This is a genomic window from Lentzea californiensis, from assembly GCF_024648825.1.
GTDB classification, from domain to species: domain Bacteria; phylum Actinomycetota; class Actinomycetes; order Mycobacteriales; family Pseudonocardiaceae; genus Lentzea; species Lentzea californiensis.
The window spans coordinates 100,254-123,424 of sequence record NZ_JANBBE010000020.1; the positions used below are offsets into that span (position 1 = coordinate 100,254).

12 protein-coding genes are annotated in these 23,171 nt (G+C 70.2%); 5 read left to right on the plus strand and 7 right to left on the minus strand.

All coding sequences use genetic code 11. The features are described 5' to 3' along the window. Positions 1-51 precede the first annotated feature (51 nt). Positions 52-11,742 carry a type I polyketide synthase gene (locus LX88_RS41405; RefSeq protein WP_258953215.1) on the minus strand — a complete coding sequence of 3,897 codons (11,691 nt, stop codon included), beginning with the start codon at positions 11,740-11,742 and terminating at the stop codon, positions 52-54. Between the two features lie 373 nt (positions 11,743-12,115). Between LX88_RS41405 and LX88_RS41410 the strand changes: the two genes are divergently transcribed. Further along, positions 12,116-13,042 (plus strand): ACP S-malonyltransferase, encoded by a 927-nt coding sequence (locus LX88_RS41410; protein ID WP_258953216.1) that lies wholly within the window; start codon positions 12,116-12,118, stop codon positions 13,040-13,042. Between the two features lie 79 nt (positions 13,043-13,121). Beyond that, positions 13,122-14,786, plus strand: a complete 1,665-nt coding sequence (locus LX88_RS41415; protein WP_258953217.1) for a flavin monoamine oxidase family protein — start codon at positions 13,122-13,124, stop codon at positions 14,784-14,786. 49 nt (positions 14,787-14,835) lie between these two features. Here LX88_RS41415 and LX88_RS41420 read toward each other — a convergent pair whose 3' ends face one another. From LX88_RS41420 to LX88_RS41440, 5 genes are all read right to left on the minus strand, one after another. Then, entirely contained in the window at positions 14,836-15,618 is a 783-nt protein-coding gene (locus LX88_RS41420; RefSeq protein WP_258953218.1) for a carbon-nitrogen hydrolase family protein, read from the minus strand. A gap of 40 nt (positions 15,619-15,658) precedes the next feature. Continuing rightward, positions 15,659-16,258, minus strand: a complete 600-nt coding sequence (locus LX88_RS41425) for a hypothetical protein (RefSeq protein ID WP_258953219.1) — start codon at positions 16,256-16,258, stop codon at positions 15,659-15,661. Between the two features lie 273 nt (positions 16,259-16,531). Continuing rightward, a complete protein-coding gene (locus LX88_RS41430) occupies positions 16,532-17,809 on the minus strand; it encodes a glycosyltransferase (protein WP_258953220.1) in 1,278 nt (425 codons plus the stop codon). After that, positions 17,806-20,043: a glycoside hydrolase domain-containing protein gene (locus tag LX88_RS44500; protein ID WP_308203491.1), complete on the minus strand. Its 2,238-nt coding sequence runs from the start codon at positions 20,041-20,043 to the stop codon at positions 17,806-17,808. Before LX88_RS44500 ends, LX88_RS41430 begins: the two co-directional genes overlap by 4 nt. Before the next feature lie 144 nt (positions 20,044-20,187). Next, entirely contained in the window at positions 20,188-21,036 is an 849-nt protein-coding gene (locus LX88_RS41440; protein ID WP_258953221.1) for a DUF4394 domain-containing protein, read from the minus strand. A gap of 136 nt (positions 21,037-21,172) precedes the next feature. Here LX88_RS41440 and LX88_RS41445 point away from each other — a divergent pair, with 136 nt between their 5' ends. The 3 genes from LX88_RS41445 to LX88_RS41455 are packed head-to-tail and all read left to right on the plus strand — an operon-like array spanning position 21,173 to position 22,927. Next, a complete protein-coding gene (locus LX88_RS41445; RefSeq protein ID WP_258953222.1) occupies positions 21,173-21,727 on the plus strand; it encodes a sigma-70 family RNA polymerase sigma factor in 555 nt (184 codons plus the stop codon). A gap of 48 nt (positions 21,728-21,775) precedes the next feature. Then, positions 21,776-22,495: an anti-sigma factor gene (locus LX88_RS41450; RefSeq protein ID WP_258953223.1), complete on the plus strand. Its 720-nt coding sequence runs from the start codon at positions 21,776-21,778 to the stop codon at positions 22,493-22,495. A 42-nt stretch (positions 22,496-22,537) separates the two neighbouring features. Further along, on the plus strand, positions 22,538-22,927 hold the full coding sequence (locus LX88_RS41455; protein ID WP_258953224.1) for an NAD(P)-binding protein: 390 nt from the start codon (positions 22,538-22,540) through the stop codon (positions 22,925-22,927). Positions 22,928-22,991: 64 nt separating this feature from the next. Here the strand turns inward: LX88_RS41455 and LX88_RS41460 are convergent. Continuing rightward, positions 22,992-23,171 (minus strand): fasciclin domain-containing protein (locus LX88_RS41460; protein ID WP_258953225.1); only part of this gene is annotated, 180 nt, incomplete at its 5' end.

Below are 23,171 nucleotides of genomic sequence, written 5' to 3' on the forward strand. Positions count from 1 at the left end.
CACAACCTCAAAAGGAATGTTGACCAGGACAGGGGGTGCTAATGGCTTGCCTCAGGACAGGCCGAACTCTCGTTCCAGGAAGTCGACGAGCTCGTCGGCCGACGCGTCCGCCAGGTCGCCGCCCGCGGCGTCACCCGGCCCGGCCGCCGTCGCCGAGAACGTCGACAGCAGCTCCTCGAGTCGCAGCACGATCGTCAGGTGGCCGTCGCCGTCGACCGCGAGCAAGCTCGTCTCCAGGCGGTCGAGCTCGGCGAGCACGGCGGCCGCGGACACCTTGGCGGCTCCCTGCGGAGCCAGCAGCTGCTTCAGGTGAGCCGCGAGCGCGACCGTCGTCGGGTGGTCGAAGACGGCCGTCGCGGACAGCCGGACCTCCGCGGCGGCGTTGAGCCGGTTGCGCAGCTCGACCGCCGTCAGCGAGTCGAGGCCGATGTCCGTGAACGGCTTGGTCGTCTCCATCGCCGCCACGTCGCTGTGGCCGAGGACGGCGGCGGCGTGCCCGCGGACGAGGTCGACCAGGAGGGCGTTCTGCTCCGTCTCGGTCAGGGAGGCGAGCCGGTCCGCCAGCGAGGACGACTGGGCCGCCTCGGTGACCCGGCGGGGTGCGGCCCGGCCGAGCTCGTGCCAGATCTGGTTGATCTCGTTGTGCTTGGCGAACTTGCGCAGTGCGGCGCGGTCGAGCTTCACCGGGACGGCGAGGGGCTCGTCCGCGCGGAGCGCGTCGTCGAACAGGGCCATGCCCTCGGCCGTGGCCAGTGCGCCGAAGCCCTCCTGGTTCATCGCGTCCAGGTCGGCCTGGGTCAGCGCGGCTCCCATGCCGTCCTCCCACAGGCCCCACGCGTGGGCCTGGCCGACGTGGCCGCTGCCGCGGCGGTGCTCGGCGACGGCGTTGACGAAGGCGTTGGCCGCGGCGTAGTTGGCCTGTCCCTCGGTGCCGGTGATGCTGCTGATCGAGGAGAACAGGACGAACCGCGCCAGGTCGAGGTGCCGGGTGAGGTCGTGCAGGTGCCAGACCGCGTCCACCTTCGCGCGCTGCACCGCGTCCAGCCGCGCGGGCGTGAGCGATCCGAGCAGTCCGTCGTCGAGCACACCGGCGGTGTGCACGACGGCGGTCAGCGGCCGGTCCCCCGGGATGCCGTCCAGCACGCCGCCCAGCGCCTCGCGGTCGGCGGTGTCGCAGGCGGCGACGGTCACGGTTGCTCCGAGCCCGGCCAGTTCGGCACGCAGCTGCTCGGCGCCCGGCGCTTCCGCTCCACGCCGGCTGAGCAGCAGGAGGTGGCGGATGCCGTGCTCGGCCACGAGATGACGTGCGACCGCGCTGCCGAGCGCACCGGTACCGCCGGTGACCAGGACCGTTCCGTCCTGGTCCATCGGCCTGGGCAGGGTGAGCGCCACCTTGCCGACGTGTCTGGCCTGGCTGATGAACCGGAACGCGTCCTGCGCCTGGAAGACGTTCCAGGTACGGGTGGGCAACGGGGTGAGCTCCCCGCGTTCGAACAGCGCGTCCAGCTCCGCCCAGATCTCGGCGATCCGGTCCGGTCCGGCGTCGATCAGGTCGAACGCCCGGTAGGTCACGTGACGGTGCCGCTCGCCCACCTCGGCGGGGTCGCGGACGTCGGTCTTGCCCATCTCCACGAAGTGGCCGCCGTGGGTGACCAGGCGCAGCGACGCGTCTACGAAGTCGCCCGACAGCGCGTTGAGCACGACGTCGACACCGCGTCCGACGGTCGCCGCGCAGAAGACGTCCTCGAAGTCGAGGTCACGCGACGACGCGATGTGCAGGTCGTCCAGCCCGGCCTCGCGCAGGACGTCCTGCTTGCCGGTGCTCGCGGTGGCGAAGACCTCCGCACCGAGGTGGTGCGCGATCTGGGTCGCGGCCATGCCGACCCCTCCCGCGGCGGCGTGGATCAGGACCGACTGGCCCTTCTCGAGCCGGCCGAGGTCGAGAAGGCCGTAGTACGCCGTCAGGAACACCAGCGGCACCGCGGAGGCCTGTTCGAACGTCCACCCCCGCGGCATCCGGGTGACCAGCCGGCGGTCGGCGTCGGCGACGGGTCCGATCCCGCCGATGACCAGTCCCATCACCCGGTCGCCCGGACGCAGGTCGGTCACCTGCGAGCCGACTTCGAGCACCACGCCGGCGGCCTCGTTGCCGATCGTCCCGGCGTCTCCCGGGTACATGTCGAGCACGGTCAGCACGTCGCGGAAGTTCAGCCCGGCGGCACGGACGCCGATGCGCACGTCGCCCGGCGCGATCGGCTCCAGCACACCGGGGTGGGGCGTCAGGACCAGGTGGTCGAGCGTGCCCTTGCCCGACATCCCGAGCCGCCACGCGTCCGTTCCCGCCGGGGGTGACAGCCGGTCCTTGGCCGCGGGCACGATCCGGGGCGCGAAGACCTGGTCGCCGCGCACCGCCAGCTGTTGTTCCCCCGACCCGATCAGCCTGCCCATCAGCTCGTGCCCGATCGCCGCGCCGGGTTCGGCGTCGACGAGCAGGAAACGGCCGGGGTACTCCTGCTGCGCGGTGCGGACGAGACCCCAGACGACTGCGGTCGCCGGAGTGTCCACTGTGGAGTCGACTGCGACCGCGCCCTGCGTCGCCACGACGAGCTGAGAGCCGGCGAACCGGTCGTCCGCCACCCAGCGCTGCAGGACGCCGAGCGTCCGGTGGGACAGCCTGCGCGCCGCCTCGGGCACGTCCGCGTCGTGGTCCACCGGCACGTGCAGGACGACGTGCGCGGGAGTCCGGCCGCCGATCGCCTCGTAGTCCGTCCACTCGACGGCGTCGCCGAGCACCGCCGGTGCCCACTCCACGCGCAACGACCAGTCGTTCTGCCGTTGCGACTGCAGTCCTTCGGCGGAGATCTCCTTGAGCACCAGGGACTCCACGGTCATCACCGGCTCACCGGCGCTGTCCGCCACCCGGATCGACCAGGTGCCACCGCTCTCCTCGCGCAGCCTGACCCGCAGTGCGCCGGCACCGGACGCGTGCAGGGTGACGCCGTTCCACACGAACGGCAGCGACAACGGCGTGTCCTCGGCCAGGCCGATCGCGTGCAGCGAGGCGTCCAGCAGTGCCGGGTGCAGTCCGTAGTCCGGGTGGCTCGTGTCGTCCGGGATCGTGACCTCGGCGAAGACGTCGTCACCCAACCGCCAGGCGGCGGCCAAGCCCTGGAACGCGGGGCCGTAGGAGAGACCGGTGCGGGCGAGCTCCTCGTAGCGGCCGGTGACCGCCACCGGCTCGGCTCCGGCCGGGGGCCACTCCCGGAGGTCGAAGTCCGATGCGGGCGCGGCGGGCACGAGGGAGCCTGTGGCGTGCCGCGTCCAGGGATCTCCGGTGAGCGAGCTCGCCGGGCGCGAATGCACGCTGATGGACCGGCGGTCGTCCGCGGCGGCCGGACCGACCTGCACCCGGATGTCCACCGCGCCCGACTCCGGCAGCACCAGCGGGGTCTGGAGGGTCAGCTCCTCCACGGTGCCGCAGCGGACCTCGTCCGCCGCGCGAACGGCCAGTTCGACCAGGCACGCCCCAGGGACGATCACCTGGTCCAGCACGACGTGGTCGGTGAGCCAGCCGTGGCTGGCACGGGAGAGGCAGCCGGTGAAGAGGAACCCGTCCCCTTCCGCGAACTCGACGGCCGCACCGAGCAGGGGGTGCTCGGCGGGGGCGAGGCCGAGCCCGGTCGTGCCGGCCTGCGTGCGCGGCGCCTTCAGCCAGTACCTCCCGTGCTGGAAGGCGTACGTCGGCAACGGCACCCGCCGGGCACCGGGGAACATGGCGTCCCAGGCGACGGGCACGCCGTGTGCGTGCAACCGCGCGAGCGCCGTGGTGAACGACTTGACCTCGTCGTGCTTCTTGCGCAGCAACGGGATGAAGACGCTCTCCTCCTCCGCGCTCTCCGCGCCCAGTCCGGACAAGGAGCTGTCCGGGCCCAGCTCGACGAACCGCGTCACCCCGAGCTCCGCGCACGCGGCCACCGCGTCGGCGAACCGCACGGGCTGCCGCGCGTGCCGGACCCAGTACTCCGGCGACGTGACCTCACCCGGCCCGGCCAGGGCACCCGTCACCGTGGACACCATCGGAACCACCGGTTCGCGGTACTCGATCGACTCCGCCACCGCACGGAACTCGTCCAGCATCGGCTCCATGAGCACCGAGTGGAACGCGTGCGACACCGACAACCGCGTGCACTTCCGGCCCCGCGCGGTGAGCTCCTCGACCGCCGCCAGAACCGGACCTTCCACACCGGACAGCACCACCGAACCGGCACCGTTGACCGCGGCCGGCGACACCTCGTCCGACAGGAACTCCTCGATCTCGTCCTCACTCGCCCGCACGGCCACCATCACGCCGCCGGACGGCAGTTCCTGCATCAAGCGTCCACGCGCCACGACCAACCGGGCCGCGTCGCTCAGGGACAGCACACCGGCCACGTGCGCGGCCGCGATCTCCCCGATCGAGTGCCCCACCAGGAACTCCGGCCGGACACCCCACGACTCCACGAGCCGGAACAGCGCCACCTCGACGGCGAACAACGCCGGTTGCGCCACCGCGGTCCGGTTCAACGCCTCTGCATCAGCGCCGAACACCACCTCGCGCACGCCCGGCAGCAGCTCGCACACCTCGTCGAAGACCGACGCGAAGACCGGGTACGTGTCGTACAAACCGCGTCCCATTCCCAGCCGTTGCGAACCCTGACCGGCGAACAGGAACGCCACCGGTCCACTGAGGACAGAACCTTCCACCACGTCGGCGCCTGCCCCGCCGTCGGCGAGAACGTCCAGGGCTGACAGCAGTTCCTGGCGGTCCGCTCCGGTCACGGCGGCGCGCGCCTCCAGTCCGGCGCGAGTCGTGGCCAGCGAGAAGCCGATATCCGCCGGGGACAGGGTCGCGCCGGCGCCGGCGAAGGCGCTCAGCCGCCGCGCCTGCTCCCGCACCGCCTCCGGCGTCCTGCCCGACAGCACCCAGGCGATCCGGGAGCCGGAGTGGTCCTCGCTCGTCGCGCGGGCATGGACGTCCGTTTGGTCCGGAGCTTCGAGGATCACGTGCGCGTTGGTGCCGGAGATGCCGAACGAGGAGACGGCCGCCCGCCGCGGCCGGTCGGCCGCGGGCCAGGGAACCTGCTCGGTCAGCAGCGACACCGCACCGGTGTCCCACTCGACGTGCGGTGTCGGAGCGTCCACGTGCAACGTCGCGGGCAGCGTCTCGTTGCGCATGGCGAGGATCATCTTGATCACGCCCGCGGCACCGGCGGCGGCCTGCGTGTGCCCGAAGTTGGACTTGACCGAGCCCAGCCACAGCGGCGGCCGTCCTGCACGGTCCTGGCCGTAGGTGTTGAGCAGTGCCTGCGCCTCGATCGGGTCGCCGAGCCGGGTGCCCGTGCCGTGCGCCTCCACCGCGTCCACGTCCGAAGTGGACAGACCGGCGTTGGCCAGTGCCTGCCGGATCACCCGCTGCTGCGACGGACCGTTCGGCGCGGTCAAGCCGTTCGACGCGCCGTCCTGGTTCACCGCGGAACCGCGGACCACCGCCAGCACCTCGTGGCCGTTGCGCCGCGCGTCCGACAGCCGTTCCAGCACGAGCACGCCCACACCCTCGGACCAGCTGGTCCCGTCGGCGGCGGACGCGAAGGACTTGCTGCGCCCGTCGGCGGCCAGGCCGCGCTGGCGGGAGAAGTCCACGAAGGTCTCAGGCGTCGCCATGACCGTGACGCCGCCTGAGAGAGCCAGCGTGCACTCCCCTGAGCGCAACGCCTGCGAGGCCAGGTGCAGGGCGACGAGCGACGACGAGCAGGCGGTGTCGACCGTGACGGCCGGCCCCTCCAGTCCCAGCGTGTAGGCCACCCGGCCGGACAGCACGCTGGCCGAGGTGCCGGTGCCGATGTAGCCCTCGACCTCTTCGGGGATCGCCCCCAGGCTGTGGGCGTAGTCGTAGTACATGACCCCGGCGAAGACGCCGGTCCTGCTGCCCTTCAACGACAGGGGGTCGAGACCGGTGTTCTCGAGCGACTCCCACACGACCTCCAGCAGCAGGCGCTGCTGCGGGTCCATCGCCAGCGCCTCACGCGGCGAGATGCCGAAGAACTCGGCGTCGAACGCGTCGGCGTCGTGCAGGAACCCGCCCTCGGTCGCGTAGGAGGTGCCGCGGTGGTCGGGGTCGGGGTGGAACAGGTTGTCCAGGTCCCAGCCGCGGTTCGCCGGAAAGCCGGAGATGGTGTCCGTGCCCGACGCGACGACGTTCCACAGGTCCTCCGGCGAGCCCACACCTCCCGGGAAGCGGCACGCCATGCCGACGATCGCGATCGGCTCGTCCGTCACGGCCGAGGTGAGGACCGGAGCGTCCGGGTCGGGCTCGTCGCCGGAGAGCTGGGCGTGCAGGAACGTCGCGAGCGCGGCGGGCGTCGGGTGGTCGAAGACCACCGTGGCCGGAAGCCGCACGCCGGCGGCGGCGCTCAGGTTGTTACGCAGCTCGATCGCGGTCAGCGAGTCGAAGCCCAGGTCGGTGAAGGCCTTGTCCTGGTCGACGCGCTCCGCGGAGGCGTGCCCCAGCACGGCGGCGACCTGGGCGCGCACCATGCCGAGCAGCGCCTTCCGGCCGGCCTTCGTCCCGGCCTGCGGCGAGGCAGCGGCGGCGACGCGCCGCGACCTCGTCCTGACCAGCCGGTCGAACAGCGGCGGGAGGAGCGAGTCGCGGGACCGTGCCTCCAGAGCGGCGAGGTCGAGCCGTGCCGTGACGGCGAGCGGCAGGTCGGAGGCCAGCGCCGCGTCGAACAGCGCGAGGCCTTCGTGCTCCGCCAGGGCCGGGAAGCCCTGCCCGGCCGCACGATCGGCTTCCGCCGAGCTCAGACCACTGCCCATGCCCAGCTCCCACAACCCCCACACGAGGGACTGGGCCGGCAGGCCGTTCGCGCGGCGGTGCAGCGCCAGCGCGTCGAGGAAGCTGTTGGCGGCGGCGTAGTTGCCCTGCCCGGCACCTTCGAAGAGTCCGGACGTGGAGGAGTACAGGGCGAACAACGACAGGTCGAGGTGGCTCGTCAGTTCGTGCAGGTGCCAGGCGCCGTCGACCTTCGGGCGGAGCACGCCCTCGATGCGCTCCTCGTCGAGCGACGTGACGACGCCGTCGGCGAGTGTGCCCGCGGTGTGCACCACGCCGATGAGCGGGCGATCCGCGGGGATGGCGCCGAGGACGGATTCCAGGGCCGCTCGATCGGCCACGTCGCACGCGCTGATCGTGACGTGCGCGCCGAGTTCGGTGAGTTCGGCGCTCAGCTCGGCGGCTCCCGGCGACTCGGCGCCGCGGCGGCTGGTCAGGACCAGGCTCGTGACTCCGTGGGCCGAGACCAGGTGCCTGGCCAGCGCCGCTCCGAGCCCACCGGTGCCACCGGTGATCAGGACGGTGCCGTCGGTGGGCAGGACCCGCTCGGCGCCGGCCGGAGCGCGGACGACGCGGGGCGCGAGCAACACGCCTTCGCGCACGGCCAGCTGAGCTTCACCGCTCCCGGCGGCGGCACCGACGAACTCCAGCGGGCCGTCCAGGAGGACGAACCGCCCGGGGTGTTCGGCCTGCGCCGCGCGAACCAGACCGCACACCGCCGAGGAGGCGACGGCGGTCACGTCCGGACCGGCCGCGCCGGTGGTCACCACGACGAGACGGGAGTCCGTGTACCGGACGTCGGCGAGGAAGTCCTGCACTGCCGCGAGCACGGTGCGGATGGCCTCACGCGCGCCGGCCGGACCGTCGTCCTCCGGCGAGACGAACAGCGCCAGCACGCCGGGGACGGCGTCCACCGCGCCCCAGGTCGTCCACGCCGGTGAGTTGTCGGTGGGCACGGACACCCAGTCCACCGTGTACAGACTGGGGGCAGTGCTCTGCGCGGCCGCGGACGGCGCGCGGGACACGAGCGAGTCGACCGTGAAGACCGGCGCACCGGCCGGGTCGACGGCGTGCAGGCTGACCTCGTCGGCGCTCTTGACGGTGATCCGCACGCGGAGCGACGTCGCGCCGACCGCGTGCACCGACACGCCGGACCACGAGAACGGCAGCCGTGCACGCCCTCCGTCGTCACCGGCTCCGCCGAACCCGATCGCGTGCAGCGAGGCGTCGAGCAGGGCGGGGTGCACGGCGAACTCCGCTGCGGCCACAACAGCCGACTCGGGCAGGGTGACCTCGGCGAACACCTCGTCCCCGGCGACCCACACACCGTGCAACCCGCGGAAGACGGGGCCGTAGGCCAGGCCGGTGGCGGCCAAGTCGTCGTACACGCCGTCGAGTGAGACCTCCCGCGCTCCGGCGGGCGGCCACGACGTCGTGGACAGCTGATGCGGTGCCGACGGCTTCACGGCCAGCGAACCGGACGCGTGCAGAACCCACTCGCCGGCCCCCGGAAGCCGGGAGTGCACGCTGATCGCGGCCCTGCCGGCGGAGTCGACGGGGCTGGACCGCACCTGCAACTGCACGGACTCGGACTCCGCGAGCACCAGGGGCGCCTGCAGGGTCAGCTCTTCGACCGCGCCGCACCCGGCTTCTTCGGCCGCCCGCACCGCGAGGTCCAGCATCACCGCGCCTGGCACGACAACGCGGCCGAAGACGACGTGGTCGGCCAGCCACGGGTGTGTCGCCAGGGACAGCCGTCCGGTGAGCACGCGACCTTCCCCGTCGGCCAGGGCGACGGTCGCGCCCAGCAACGGGTGGTCGGACGGCTCCAGGCCCAGCGTGGCCGCGTCGGCCGCGGCCGATCCGGCCAGCCAGAAGTGCTCGCGCTGGAAGGCGTAGGTGGGCAGCTCGACGGTGGTCGCGGACGCGGGGAACACCGCGGCCCAGTCGACTCGCGCGCCGCGCACGAAGGCGTGGCTCACCGCGCTGAGCGCCTCGATCTCCTCCGGGCGGTCGCGGCGCAGCACGGGCCGGAACAGCACGTCGGCGTCGTCCGTCAGGCAGTCGGCGGCCATCGCGGAGAGCACACCGTCGGGGCCCAGCTCCAGGCACGTCGTGACGCCAGCCGATTCGATGACCCGCACGGCGTCGTGGAACCGCACGGCCTCGCTGACGTGTGCCACCCAGTAGTCCGGTGTGGACAGTTCCTCGGGGCTCACGAGGCGGCCCGTGACCGTGGAGACGAACGGGATGGCCGGAGCGGAGAAGGAGAGGAACTCGAGGAGCACGCGGAACTCGTGCAGCATCGGCTGCATCAGCGGTGAGTGGAAGGCATGGCTGACGTTGAGGCGCTTCGCCTTGCCGCCCTGGGCCTGCCACCGGTCGGCGATCGCCAGGACGACGTCCTCGGCGCCGGAGAGCACGACGGAGCGCGGTCCGTTGACCGCCGCGATGCCCGCGGCGTCCTCATGTCCGCTCAGCAGGCTCAGCGCTTCGTCTTCGGTCGCGCGCAACGACACCATCGCGCCGCGCACCTCGAGCTCCTGCATCAGCCGCCCGCGGGCGGCCACCAGGGTCGCGGCGTCCTCGAGGGTGAGGACCCCGGCCACGTGCGCCGCGGCGATCTCGCCGATAGAGTGCCCGCTGACGTAGTCGGGCTTCAGGCCCTGCGACTCGAGCATCCGGTACAGCGCGACCTCGATCGCGAAGAGCGCGGGCTGGGCGTAGGAGGTCTGGTCGATCAGGGCGGCGTTCTCGCTGCCCTCCTCGGCGAACAGCACCTCCAGCAACGGGGTGTCCAGCTGGATGTCCAGGTAGCCGCACGCGTCGTCGATCGCACGGGCGAAGACCTCGTTGCGCTCGTGCAGTTCGAGTCCCATCGCGCGGCGCTGAGAACCCTGGCCCGCGAACAGGAAGGCGAGACGGCCGGTACCCGCGACGTCCCGGAGAGCCGGGGTGGTCTCGTCGATCACCGCGTCGAGGCCCGCCAGCAGCTCCTCGCGACCGCGGCCGACGACGGCGGCGCGGTGGTCGAGGGCGGCGCGGGTGGTGGCGAGCGACAGGCCGACGTCGGCCGGACTGAGCGCCGGATCGTTGCAGACGAAGGCTTTCAGCCGTTCGGCCTGAGCGCGCAGGGCGTCCTGCGTCTTGCCTGACAGCACCCAGGGAACGGCGATGTGATCCGGAGTGTGGCCGGTCAGCTCGGTCTCGGCCGCCGGGGGTTCTTCGACGATCACGTGGGCGTTGGTGCCGGAGATGCCGAACGACGAGATCCCGGCACGGCGCGGCCGGCCGGTCTCCGGCCACGGCTGTGCCTCACCGAGCAGCGAGAGGTTGCCCGCCGACCAGTCCACGTGCGGCGTCGGCCGGGTGAGGTGCAGCGAGCGCGGCAGGGTGCCGTGACGCATCGCCATGATCATCTTGATCACGCCGGCGGCGCCCGCGGCGGCCTGGGCGTGGCCGATGTTCGACTTGATCGAACCGACCCACAAGGGCTTGTCCGCCTCGCGTTCCCGGCCGTACGTGGCGAGGAGCGCCTGTGCCTCCACCGGGTCTCCCAGGCGGGTGCCGGTGCCGTGGGCCTCGACGGCGTCGACGTCGGCGGCGGCGAGCCCGGCGTTGGCCAGCGCCTGGTGGATCACGCGCTGCTGCGCGAGACCGTTCGGCGCGGTCAGGCCGTTGGAGGCGCCGTCCTGGTTGATGGCCGACGCGCGCACGACCGCGAGCACCGGGTGGCCGTTGCGCCTGGCATCGGAAAGTCGTTCCAGCGCAAGGACTCCGACGCCTTCGCCCCAGCCTGTGCCGTCGGCCGACTCGTCGAAGGACTTGCACCGTCCGTCGGGTGCGAGTCCTCGCTGACGGGAGAATGCGACGAAGTTGCCGGGGGTGGCCATGATCGCCACGCCACCGGCCAGCGCGAGGTCGCACTCGCCGGACTTCAGCGAGTGCGCGGCGAGGTGCAGTGCGACGAGGGAGCCCGAGCAGGCGGTGTCCACGCTTAGAGCGGGACCTTCGAGGCCGAGGACGTAAGCGATGCGACCGGACACAACACTCGTCGCGTTGCCCGTCAGCAGATGCCCTTCGGACCCTTCGGGAGCGTCCGCCAGTCGCGGACCGTACTCCTGGGGTTCCACGCCGATGAACACACCGGAACGGCTGCCGCGCAACGAGCTTGGGTCCACACCCGCGCGTTCCAGCGCCTCCCAGGAGACCTCGAGCACCAGACGCTGCTGGGGGTCCATGGCGGTCGCTTCACGCGGGGAGATCCCGAAGAACTCGGCGTCGAACTCCCCCGCCGCGTCCAGGAACCCGCCGTGCCGGCTGTAGGTCTTCCCCGCCTTGCCCGCGTCCTCGTCGTAGATCCCCTCGACGTCCCAGCCGCGATCGGCGGGGAAGCCGGCCACGGCGTCGACGCCCTCGTCGACCAGGCGCCACAACGTTTCCGGCGAGTCGACCCGTCCCGGGAACCGGCAGCCGACACCCACGATCACCACGTCGTCGTCGTGCTCGACGAGCGGGAAGGCGGACGCGGACCCGAGATGGTCGTCACCCGCTCCCAGGCGCGTGGCCAGTGCCATCGGGCTGGGGTGGTCGTAGACGACGGTCACGGGCAGTTCGAGGCCGGTGGCCGCGACGAGACGCGCGTGCAGCTCGACCGACGCCAGTGAGTCGAACCCCAGGTCGAGGAACGACCGGGTGCCGCTGCCCACCGGTGGCGCGCCGGGCACCATGTCGGCGAGAACTTCCGCGGTCACCCGCATGACGAGATCGCGCAATGCGTGTGCCGCCTCGCCCGAGTTTCCCGCGGGCAGCTCGTTTCCCCGGTCCACCACCTCGCCGGTGGCAGGACGGAGGTCATCGAACTCGCTCAAGTGCGCACTCCCCAACTACTCCGTGGGACGTCAGTGATGGCGAACAACAATGCAAGGCGATCCCGCCGAACGCATCGGGACGCAGAACTGCAGTAACGTAATCACAGGTCGATTGCCTGCGGGATGTGAAGATTCCACCCGCCGGCCACCGGGGAAGAACTCCCCATCCACTCGGACAGATCGGCGCAGCGCGGACACCGCGGGCGCGGGCGATTACTTGGCGATGACCGAGATGCGGAAGCGCTCCATTACTCGGCGTGCCCGCCCGAACATAGTATCCATTCCTATTTCCCCTTGGCCACGAAACACAGCTTCTCGCCACTGCGGCGCAGGCCGAGACCACGTAGTTCCAAATGTGTTTGGAGGCGTCGCCATGAGCCGCACAGCAGTCGTGTTCCCGGGAATGGGTCCGTCGAAGTTCGGCGATGTCGGCAGGTTCATGACGGTCAGTCCGTTCGCCCGGCGGAGGCTGGCCGAAGCGGACGCAGCACTCGGGTTTTCGCTGCTCGAGGAGCTGCGAACCGGTCCCGACGAGTACAGCGCGGCACAGCAGATCGGGTTCCTGGTCAACTCCGTCGCGATGGCCGACTGGATGGAGAAGTCATTGGGCTTCCGTCCGGACATGTGCGTCGGATCCAGCTTCGGCGAGCGCGCCGCGGTCGCCTATTCGGGAGCCATGCCGTTCGCGGAGGTCGTCAGGCTCACCGCCGAGCTGGCGCGGTGCGAGCTGGACTACTTCCGGGATGAACATCAGGATTTGATCAGCCAGCTGGTCGTGCGGACGCCGCAGGAACGGCTGGACGAAGTGCTGACCGCCATGTCGCAGAACGACGAGTGGCACGAGATCTCCGGCTACTTCGACGACAGCGTTCACCTCGTGACGATGCACGAGAAGCATCTCGCGGAGTTCAAGCGGAAGATCAGCGACCGCGGCGGTTACTCCCTGACCACGATGCGCCCCGCCGCGCATGCCCGTGTTCTGGCGCCATTGCGCGCCCGGATGCGGGAAGAGGTCTTCGGGAAGTTCTCGTTCACCGCGACGACGATGCCGATCATCTCGGACCAGGACGGTTCGCTGGTCAGCGGAGGTGCCGAGGTCGGCGCGATGCTCGATGCCTCCACCGTCAACCCGGTGCACTGGGGGCACGTCCACGACCGGCTGGTGAAAGAGGGCTTCACCAGGATCTGCGTGGCGGGCCCGGATTTCCTCATCCACCGACTGGGGCTCCTGAGGAAGAACTTCGAAGTAGTGGCGGCCGGCCCGAAGGACGCTCTGAAGTCCCGCCGTCCTTCCCGATAGGCCTCGTTCTCCGGCGCGCTCACCACTGACCGCAGTTCCGTCACACCGCTGAGATCCGACGAATCATCGAGGTTGCAAAATGGGATTCACGTCGACTATCACAGATGACGAGCCGGCACCGACCGCGGGTTTGTCCCCGGATTTTCCCTTCGTCTACGAAGAATGGCTGAACCACCGGGCGGGACTCGGTGCCGTGCCGGCAGAGCGGCACGGCACCGAGGTGGCCGTCATCGGCGGCGGGATCTCGGGCATGGTGACCGCCTACGAGCTCATGAAGCTGGGACTGCGACCGGTCGTGTACGAGATCGAGGAACTCGGCGGGCGGATGCGCACCGTCGGGTTCGAGGGACACCCTGAACCGAGGGCGGAACTGGGGTCGATGCGGTTCTCGCCGTCGGCCACGCTCTTCCACTACGTGAACAAGCTGGGTCTGAAAGCCGTTCCGTTCCCCAATCCGCTGGCCGAGGCCACTCCCAGCACCGTCATCAACCTGCGAGGGGAAACGCACTGGGCGCGTGGACCCGAGGACCTCCCCCTGACGTTCCAGCAAGTCTCCGACGCGTGGTCCAAGGCGCTGCACGAAAAGGCCGACCTGCCGGTCATGATGGGCGCGATGGAGCGCCGCGACATCTCCGTGATCAAAGCCTTGTGGAACCGCACGGTCCGCGAACTGGAGAACCAGTCGTTCTACGGCTTCCTGACCTCCACGGCGGCGTTCTCGTCCTTCGAACAACGGGAGATCTTCGGCCAGGTGGGCTTCGGGTGCGGTGGGTGGGACACCGACTTCACCAATTCCGTGCTCGACGTCCTGCGAGTCGTCTACACCGAGGTCGGTGACAAGCAGTACCGCATCATCGGCGGCAGCCAGCAGGTTCCGACGGGGTTGTGGAGTCACGAGCCGGACGACCTCGTGCACTGGCCCTCGGGCACCTCGCTGGCACGACTGCACGACGGGAAGCCGATGCCGGGTGTGTGCAGGATCAGCCGCGCCGGCGCCGGCTACCTGATCGAGGACGTGTCCGGTGGTGTGCGCGAGTACCCGGTGGCCGTCTTCACGGCTCAGAGCTGGAACCTGCTGTCCCGGATCCAGTGCGACCCCGACCTGTTGCCGTCCGATCTGTGGACCGCCGTGGAGCGCACCCACTACATGGGTTCGTCGAAGCTCTTCGTGCTGACCGACCGCCCGTTCTGGCGCGACCGCGACGAGAAGACCGGCCGCGACGTCATGGGCATGACGCTGACCGACCGGCTGCCGCGAGGCGTCTACCTGTTCGACGACGGGCCCGACGAACCCGGCGTGATGTGCCTGTCGTACACGTGGAACGACGACTCCCTGAAGGTCGCCACCCTCACCGCCGAAGAGAGGCTGGAGGTGGTCCTGGCGTCGCTCGCCCAGATCTACCCGGACGTCGACATCCGTTCGCACATCGTCGCGCCGCCGGTCTCGGTCACCTGGGAGACCGAGCCGAACTTCATGGGCGCGTTCAAGTCCAGCCTCCCCGGGCAGTACCGGTACCAGCGTGCGTTGTTCACCAACTTCATGCAGGACGGGTTCGACGCGAAGCACCGCGGTTTCCTCATGGCTGGGGACGACATCTCATGGCTGGGAGGGTTCGCGGAGAACGCCGTGGAAACGGCGTTGAACGCGGTCTGGGGCGTGATGCGTCATCTCGGCGGCGCGACCCACCCGGACAACCCCGGGCCCGGCGACCTCTTCGACGAGCTGGCGCCGGTCGTCATCTGAGACGCGTCCCAGGTCGTGGCCGCCGGCGTGGCCAGGACCTGGGACAGCCTCAGTACAGCTCCGGACGCCTGTCGGTGAGGTACGGGGTCTCCGCGCGGACCTCGGCGATCAGCGACAGGTCCAGATCGGTCACCAGAAGCCCGTCCGAGGTCTCGGCGTCGATCGCGACGACCCGGCCGTCCGGTCCCACCACCCTGGTGAGACCGCAGTACTTCAGACGACGTTCCCCGCCGGTCCAGTTGGTGTAGGCGATGAACAACTGGCTCTCGAAGGCGCGGGCCGGCACCACCGTCTCGGCGACGAAGTGCCACGGGACCATCAGGGCGGTCGGCACCACCAGGAGCTCGGTGCCTCGCAGTGCGTGTGCGCGAACCAGTTCCGGGAACTCCACGTCATAACAGATGATCAAACCGACGGTCGTGCCGTCGACGACGGCCTGCACGACGCCCGTGTCCCCGGCGCTGAAGCTCGACCGGTCGATGTCGCCGAACAGGTGCGTCTTGCGGTAGGTGGCCAGACCCGTTCCGTCGGCACCGACCACGCGCACGGAGTTGTAGACGCTGTCCCCGGCCAGCTCGGGCCAGCCGTGCACGATCGCGATGCCGCACTCGGCGGCGATCCGCGCGACTTCGCCGCACATCGGCCCGCTCTCCGGCTCAGCGAGCTCACGCAGCTTCCGGCCACCGAGGTTGTAGCCGGACAGCGACATCTCCGGGGTGACCAGCAACCGCGCGCCGGCCTCCGCGGCCTCCCTCGCGCGCACCCGCAGACGAGCGAGAGCACCCGCCACGTCGGACGGGTGCGTCGAAGCCTGCCAACAGGCGATTCTCATTGCGAACTTCCTCCCACACGGCCACGCGTCGGATCGGCGATCAGCCGATGTACGTCTGCTGGGCGCCGCGGCGCGGACGCGGCGGGCGAATCGTGGTCAGGAGTGGGCCGAAGACGAACCAGGCCGCACCGGTACCCGTCATGATCGGCATGGCGACCTTCCACATCAGCTCGGTCTGCGCGGGCGTGCTGACGAAGAGGACCAACGAGGCCATGATGACCATCGAGATGAGCCACGCGAGCGCGAACTTGCCGAACTGCGCCCATTCGTAACGCACCTTGGCGCGACCGTACTTCGGCGGCAGGACGGGCGGCGGACCGCCGGCGAAACGGTGGTGGAAGCGCTGGTCGGTCCACCGCATGATGCTGTGCCCGAATCCGAGGGTGAGGCCGAGATAAATGGCGGCCGCCACGTGCGGCCACGTCGCCTCACCGCCCGAACGCAGGTCGAACACGGTAGCGATGAGCAGCACCACGTCCACGAGCGGCGTGCAGAGGAGCAGCGCGGCGCCGATCCGGCGACTCCGCAGCGGATAGCGCGCGACCAGCCCGGCGAGCAGGAAGAACCAGAACCCGATCTCACATCCGATGATCAGCGCGAGGATGAAGTTCTCGCGCACGTACCCGAGGATCTCCGTCATACCCGGATGCTGACAGTGCGATCTATTGTTCCGTTATCGTTCTGTTCTTCCACCGTGCATCGACGCTCGTGACGCGATTCTCCCTAGTCGTAACCGCGAATGTGACCGTCCTCGTCGGCGAGGCTGTCGTACTCGTCCATGCCATTCTCCTCTCATGAGTGAACTCCGGACAGCAGCTCCCTTCCAGCGAGTTCAGTGCGGTGTAACTCCGATCACACGATTCCACTCTCGCCGGCCAACAATCCGCTATCGGGCCGCCATCGGCGAGCGAGTTCATCCCGTCAGGACGGCAGCCTGATCGGTCGTGGCGAAGAGGCTGTCGAACACCCGGACGCGGTCGAAGGACAGGGCGTGCTCGCGTGCCCGGTCCGCCATGAGCCGCCGTTCCTCGGCCGACATGTGGAGCACCACCCGGTCGATCGCGGCGGCGATGTGGGTGGGGTTCCCGGCCTCGACGAGGACGGCCGTCCCGCCCACCGCCTCGCCGACGCCTCCGGTGGTGGTCGTGATCACCGGCCCGCCGCCCGCGAGCATGTTCTCGGTCAGCGCGATGCCGAAGGTCTCGACGAAGTCCGGTTCGGGCTTGGTCGGCAGCGCGTACACGGCGCAGCCGTTCATCAGCAACGGCTTCTCCTCGTCCTCCACGTCGGTGAGGAAGAGGATCCGGTCGTCGTGCCGGGTGATCGCCTGGAGGTGCTCCAGTTCGGGGCCTTGGCCGGCGACCACGAGCTTCAGCCGTGACCGCGCCTGGCACCGGGCGAACGCGTCCACCAGGTCGTAGATGCCTTTGGCGCGTGTCACCCGGGACAGGAACAACACGTACCCGTCGCGTTCCAGGCCGCGTCGCCGCAGGGCGGCGTCCACGAGCGCCGGATCGAGGTCGAGGTACGCCGAGGTGTCGATCGGCGGGTAGCTGACCGATATCCGGCGCACGCACTGGCGGGCGAACCCGGTGCCGCAGTGCGCGTCGACGGCCTCCGCACAGGCGATGATCTCCTGCCTGGTGTACTCCGACACGGCGATCACCTGGTCGTTGGCGAGGAACCGGGTGAACAGGACCACGGCGGCCCCGAACCGCCGCTCGTGCAGGCACGAGCGGATCACGTTGGTGACGTCCGATCCGACCGCCTTCGCGATGGTGTGGACGTCGGGTGCGTAGCCGGCCGCGCGGGCCGCGTCGACGGCGTCGCGCACCACGGCGTCGTGGGGAGCGAGGTACATCGACACGCAGGTGGTCGGGACCGGCTCGGCGAGCAGTTCGACCAGGCGCCCCGTCAGACCGGCCAGGTACCGGCCGTCGGGTACCCGGTAGTCGCCGACCGGCTCGGGCCGTTCCACGGTGATGCCCTCGCTGTAGGGCAGGATCCGGTCCAGCGGCTTGAGCGGCAGGCCCGCCGCCTGGAGCACGGGTATCGGCCAGGTCAGCAGCCGGACGTCGTCGAAGCCGCGGGTGAGCGCGACCTCGGCCAGGTTGCGGGCTTCTCCGGAGTGACCGCAGATGACCGGGTCCGCCCGGACCACGATGACGAGACGGCGGTTCGGCCTGCTCATGTGCGAGCCCCCTTTCCGAACGGGTCGGACACTGATGGCGGCAGGATCCTGCGTCCCCACTCCGAGGGGTGCGGGCCGAGTTCGAGCAGCAGCCGGCCGCCGGCGTGAACGTCGGACGCGCGCAGGTGCGCCGCGTCCAGTGGCTCGCCGTTCAGCCGGGCGGACTGCACGTACTGCGGCGGCGGGTGCTCGTCCAGCCCGTCGGAACTGATGGACGTCTCGCGGTGTCCACGGGTCTCGATGACGAAGTCGCGGTCCCCGAGGTGCAGAGTGGCGCGGCTGAAGGCGGGCGCGTTGACGAGGAACAGGTTCTGCCCGGCGACCGGGAACAGGCCGAGTGAGGCCCACACGTACCAGGAGCTCAGCCCGCCCGAGTCGTCGTTGCCCGGCAGGCCACCGGGACCGGTGCCGAACTGCCAGGTCAGTGCCGCGTGCACGATCTCGGCCGTGCGGTCGGGCCGGCCCGCGTAGTGGTAGGACCACGGTGCTTCCATGTCCGGCTCGTTGTTCAGCCCCTCGAACCGGTTCAGCAGGTAACCGGCCGCCATCTCCGCCGAGCCGGGCCGCTTGCCGGGCTGCGCCACACGCGGGGCCCCGTAGCCGAAGAACGCGTCGAGTGTGCTGACGAACGCTTCGTTCCCGCCGACCATCGCGATTCTCGCCGCCATGTCGTGCAGCAGCCGGAACGAGTAGTTCCACTTGCCGCCCTCGTAGAACGACGAGTCGAGCAGCAGGCCGGTCTCCGGGTCGAACGCGTTGGACCACAGGCGGCTTCGCGCGTCGAGGTCGTCGGCGAGCTGGACGTCGTTCAGGGCTCTGGCGACGCCGGAGGTGCAGTGGCAGGCGTAGGCGAGGTCGAGCGTGTGCGAGATCGGGTGCACGACGCCGTGCTCGTAGAAGTCCTCGCCGTACATCCGGCGCAGGTCGTCGTACATGTGCACCAGCGCCCAGGTCCAGTCCAGGTCGCCGAGGCCGAGGGCGTGCACGTCGGCCAGCGCGGTGTGGACCAGCGCGCTCGCCTGCCGGAAGAACCTGTCCGCGCCGCGGGCCATCCGGTATCCGATCGGGAAGTTGCCTTCCTCCTCGCAGACCCGGATCAGCGACTCCAGCAGATCGACCGTCCGCTCCGGGCAGAGGGCCATGAGCAACGGCAGCTGCGTCTTGTAGATGTCCCACATCGTGCAGATGTCGAACACGAAAGGCCCGGAGGACGGCCAGAACGGGCTCTCGTCGTCGGCGAAGCACGGCTTGATCAGGGAGTGGTACAGGGCCGTCGCGAACACCTGCCGCCTGGCGGGCGACCCGCCCTCGACCTCCACCCGCCCCACGTGGTCGCGCCACCGGTCCTCGGTCCGCGCACGGACGACGTCGAACGCCGGCGCCCCGTCACCGCATTCGCGGTGCAGGTTCTCCCGTGCCTGTTCACAGCCGCGCAGGGAGAACCCGATCTGGATCTCGACGCTCTGCCCCGCGGTGGTGGGGCCCATGTAGAGCATTCCGAACGGCCGCAGCGTGGTCTGCCTGATGCGGTCGAAGTCAAGCCGCGTGCCACCCTCGATCAGCCGGCGGTCGTGCCAGAGCATCTGCCGCCAGCCCGGACTGTCGACCCTGATGTACACCGACAGCGGCACGCCCTCGACGACCACCGTTCCCTGGGCGCGGCCGTTGCCGAGGCTTTCCACGTGCGCCCGCAACGGCACGGTGCGACCGAGGTCGATGCCCAGGCCACCGCAGGACAGGTCGACGACGATCCGTGCGCTGCGATGCCCGGGAAAGGTGTACCGGTGCACGGCGACCTTGGCGCCGACGGTGATCTCACATCGAATGCCGGTGTCGAGAGTCGCCGCGTAGTACCCGGCTTCGGCGGCCTCGTCGTGCAGCGGCCAGGCCTCGCCGAGGACGTCCAGCGGCTGCACCATCGGGGTCACCCGCACGTAGTTGTAGTACTTGCGTATCGCACCGGTGCCGGACTGCTGGAAGTGGGTGAAACCGGACGCCTGCAGCCGGTCGAACATCTCCTCCGGCTGCCCCTCGGTGTTCTTCGTGTAGAGCCCGTACCCGGTCGGATAGGCACCGGAGTAGGCGCAGGCGGACACCATGCCGAGCGGGGACGTCGCGCCGGGGTGGGTGTTGCCGACCTGCGCTTTCGGCCACCACCAAGTGGCCGCCAGCCCTTGCGCCGCAGGCAATGAGGTGGCAGCCGTTCCGATGAATGGATCGATCTCGTCGAGGATGACGGGACACTACGTGCGGGCGGGCACCACGTTGGTTTCAGCGACGTGAACATGTGACGGTGGCTTCGACTCAGTCCGCGAAGGCGACCCTGCCTCGTTCTGGATGCCGCCCCGGCCGTGGTGCGGGGCGGCATCCGGCGTGCGTCAGGCGAAGGCGAGTCCCACGACCGTGCCGTCGGCGAAGCCGACGACCGAGGCCCGCCCGCTGTCCAGGTCGACCTTCACCAGCAGCGAGCCGCCGAGCAGTGAGAACTCGGGCTGCACGGCGGCCATCGCGCGGTGCCGGCCGCCGACGGTGGCGATGTCGAAGCCGTTGGTCCTGCCGACGTCGATGCCGAGCCTGCCGACGGTGAACAGCTGCCCGGTGTTGGGCGACACGGCCGGCGTCACGCCGGCGATCGTGCCCTGGGTGACCAGTGCGTCCTTGCGGCTGTCGAGGTCGTAGAGCGTGGTCGACGCCGCCCCGGCGACGCTGTTGGTGTACCCCGCGCCGGACACCTGGGGCGCACTGCCCTCGGCGCGGTCACCCGGCGCGTAGGCGAGCGGGGTGTCGGTTGCGGCCACGGCCCCGGTGTCCGGGACCAGACGCAGGTTCTGGCCGCTGGTGGTGACCAGGCGGATGCGGTCCACGACCGGGTTGAAGTCGATGCCGGCCGCCGTTCCCGTGATCGCGACCGGGGCACCCACCGCGGTCGCCTTGCCCGTGCGCGGGTCGAGGACGTAGAGCTGGCCCGAGGCGGCGATCGCGTACAGCGCGCCGGTGGCGGGTCGCACGTCCATGCCGATCAGGCGGTCACGGGCCTGGAGGCCGCTGACCCGGACGCGGTTCTGGGACAGCAGCGGGGACGACCAGCTCCTGGTGCTCAGGACCCCGTCCGAGGTCAGCAGGTGGACTCGCGGCTGGTCGTTCGCCGCCGAGGCGGGTGCGGTGCCGAGTGCGGTCATGAGAAGTGCTGCCGCGCCTACGAGTGCGGTCGTGCGAGCGATGCGCATGTTCTCTCCCGGTACGTGGTCGTGGGACACAGGTGTGTACGACCGCGCCGGCCGCCGTGTTGAAATCAGGACGAAACTCGCCCATCCGCCGCCCCGCCGGTCTCGAATCCCTTGCAGGACCGGCGATGGGGAGCTCATGGCGTACATCGGCAGACGACGGGGATCCGACCTGCGTGGCGACGTGGTCTTCCGGGAGGTCTACGCCCTGCACGCACCGGAGCTGCACCGCTTCGCACTGCGGCAACTCGGCGACGACTCTGCCGCGGAGGAGGTCGTGCAGGAGGTCTTCCTGCGGGTGTGGAGATCCGCCGATGGCTTCAAGCCCGACCTGGCCGGCGTGCGCGTCTGGTTGTTCGCGATCGCCCGCAACGTGGTGATCGACGAGGTGCGGTCACGCCTGCGCCACGACAAGCGGATGACCGCCGCACAGGCGGCCGCCGCCGAAGCCGGTGAAGTGTGCAAGGACTTCGTGAGCACCGCCATCGACCGCCGTCTGGTCCGGACGGGACTGCTTCGGATCAACGCGGACCAGCGCGCCGCGGTCGTGGCGACCCACCTGCGTGACAGGTCGTACCGCGACGTGGCCACGGAACTCGAGGTGCCGCAGGCGACTCTGCGCAGCAGAGTCCACTTCGGACTGAAGGCGTTGCGGTCGGTCATGGAGGACATGGGAGTGCAACCTGCTGCTTGAGGCAATCCGATCACCGGCCGGCTTCGAAGCAGCACTGTGAAACCGGGAATGACGCGTGCGATCAACCAGCACCAGCTGACCGGTGCCCACGCACTCGGCGCGCTGCTCGACGCCGAGCGAGCCGAGTTCGAAGCACACCTGGGCAGGTGCCGGGCCTGTGCGGACGAACTGGCCGGACTGAGGGAGACCGCGGCCCGGCTCGGCAACGCCGTCGACCACGTTCATCCGCGCGCCCTGCGGCCACAGGTACTGGCTGCGGTCCGGCACGTGCGGCAGGTGCCGCCGGCCTCGGAGAACGTGGCAGTTTCCTCACGGCGTCAAGGTTTCCGGCGCGCCGCAGCCCTCATTTCCGTCGCCTGTGCGGCTGCCGTGGTGGTGGCCGGTGTGCACGGCGCCGTGATCTCCTCGGCCTTCACTCCGGTGGCCGCGTCTCCGCGTACTCACCTCGGTGACCTGTTGGCGGCGCCGGATCTGCGACTCCTCACGGCGAGAGATCAGGCGGGTACCGCCGCGGTCTCGCGCAGCCGAGACGAGATGCTCTTCCTGGCAGACGACCTGCGCACGTTGCCGCGCGACCGCGTCTACCAGCTGTGGCTGGTGGACGGCCAGGGTCCGAGATCCGCGGGAACCACGCGCCCGGCGGGCGATGTGACGTCGCTGCTCGTGAGCGGGATCCGGGGAACGGGTGAAGCCATCCTCACGGTCGAGCCCGCCGGCGGATCACCGAGCCCGACCGGCGCCCCGGTGCTCACCATCAGCCTTCGCTGAATCGGACGCAATCCGGTTCGAGCGGCGCACCGAATCCAGGTCGTGACCGACCACATCCTCGTCATCGGGTACGGCGACACCGGACGCCGCGCCGTGAACTCGGTGCTGGCATCGCAGCCGGACGCACGGCTGACCGTCCTGGACACCGACTACCTCGCCGTGGCCGAGGCCACTGCCAATGGTGCGATCGCGGTGCACGGCGACGGGCGGGACAGGTGCGCGCTGGAAGAAGCGGCCGCGGACATCGCCGATCGTGTCGTCGTCGCGGTTCCGGACGACCTGAACGCCTTCCTGATCACGCGAGCGGTACGGCCTTTGAACCCCGACACCGTGATCGTGGCCATCATCCGCGAATCGGAGAACCACACGATCTTCGCGTCCGACGGGACCGTGAGCGTCCACATGCGACAGCTGGACGACCGGCAGACGTGAAAACTCCGGGAACCGCCTGTACAGCGCGGTTCCCGGAGTCGCGGTACTGCTGCCCCTGGAGATGTCAGGCGGGCATCAGGACCGAGTCGATGAGGTAGACGGTGGCGTTGGCGGTCTTCACGCCACCACAGATGACGTTGGCGTCGTTGGCCTTGATCGCGTTGCCGGAGCCGGTGACCTTCACGGTGCCGGTCTGCACGGTCTTCTGGTCACCGGCGATCTTGTCCGGGGAGATCTGGCCGGG

What these genes read in the sequence shown, in the direction of transcription:
- LX88_RS41410 (WP_258953216.1), top strand. Translation starts at nt 12,116, where the DNA reads ATGAGCCGCACAGCAGTCGTGTTCCCGGGAATGGGTCCGTCGAAGTTC.
- LX88_RS41415 (WP_258953217.1), top strand. Translation starts at nt 13,122, where the DNA reads ATGGGATTCACGTCGACTATCACAGATGACGAGCCGGCACCGACCGCG.
- LX88_RS41420 (WP_258953218.1), bottom strand. Translation starts at nt 15,618, where the DNA reads ATGAGAATCGCCTGTTGGCAGGCTTCGACGCACCCGTCCGACGTGGCG.
- LX88_RS41425 (WP_258953219.1), bottom strand. Translation starts at nt 16,258, where the DNA reads ATGACGGAGATCCTCGGGTACGTGCGCGAGAACTTCATCCTCGCGCTG.
- LX88_RS41430 (WP_258953220.1), bottom strand. Translation starts at nt 17,809, where the DNA reads ATGAGCAGGCCGAACCGCCGTCTCGTCATCGTGGTCCGGGCGGACCCG.
- LX88_RS41440 (WP_258953221.1), bottom strand. Translation starts at nt 21,036, where the DNA reads ATGCGCATCGCTCGCACGACCGCACTCGTAGGCGCGGCAGCACTTCTC.
- LX88_RS41445 (WP_258953222.1), top strand. Translation starts at nt 21,173, where the DNA reads ATGGCGTACATCGGCAGACGACGGGGATCCGACCTGCGTGGCGACGTG.
- LX88_RS41450 (WP_258953223.1), top strand. Translation starts at nt 21,776, where the DNA reads ATGACGCGTGCGATCAACCAGCACCAGCTGACCGGTGCCCACGCACTC.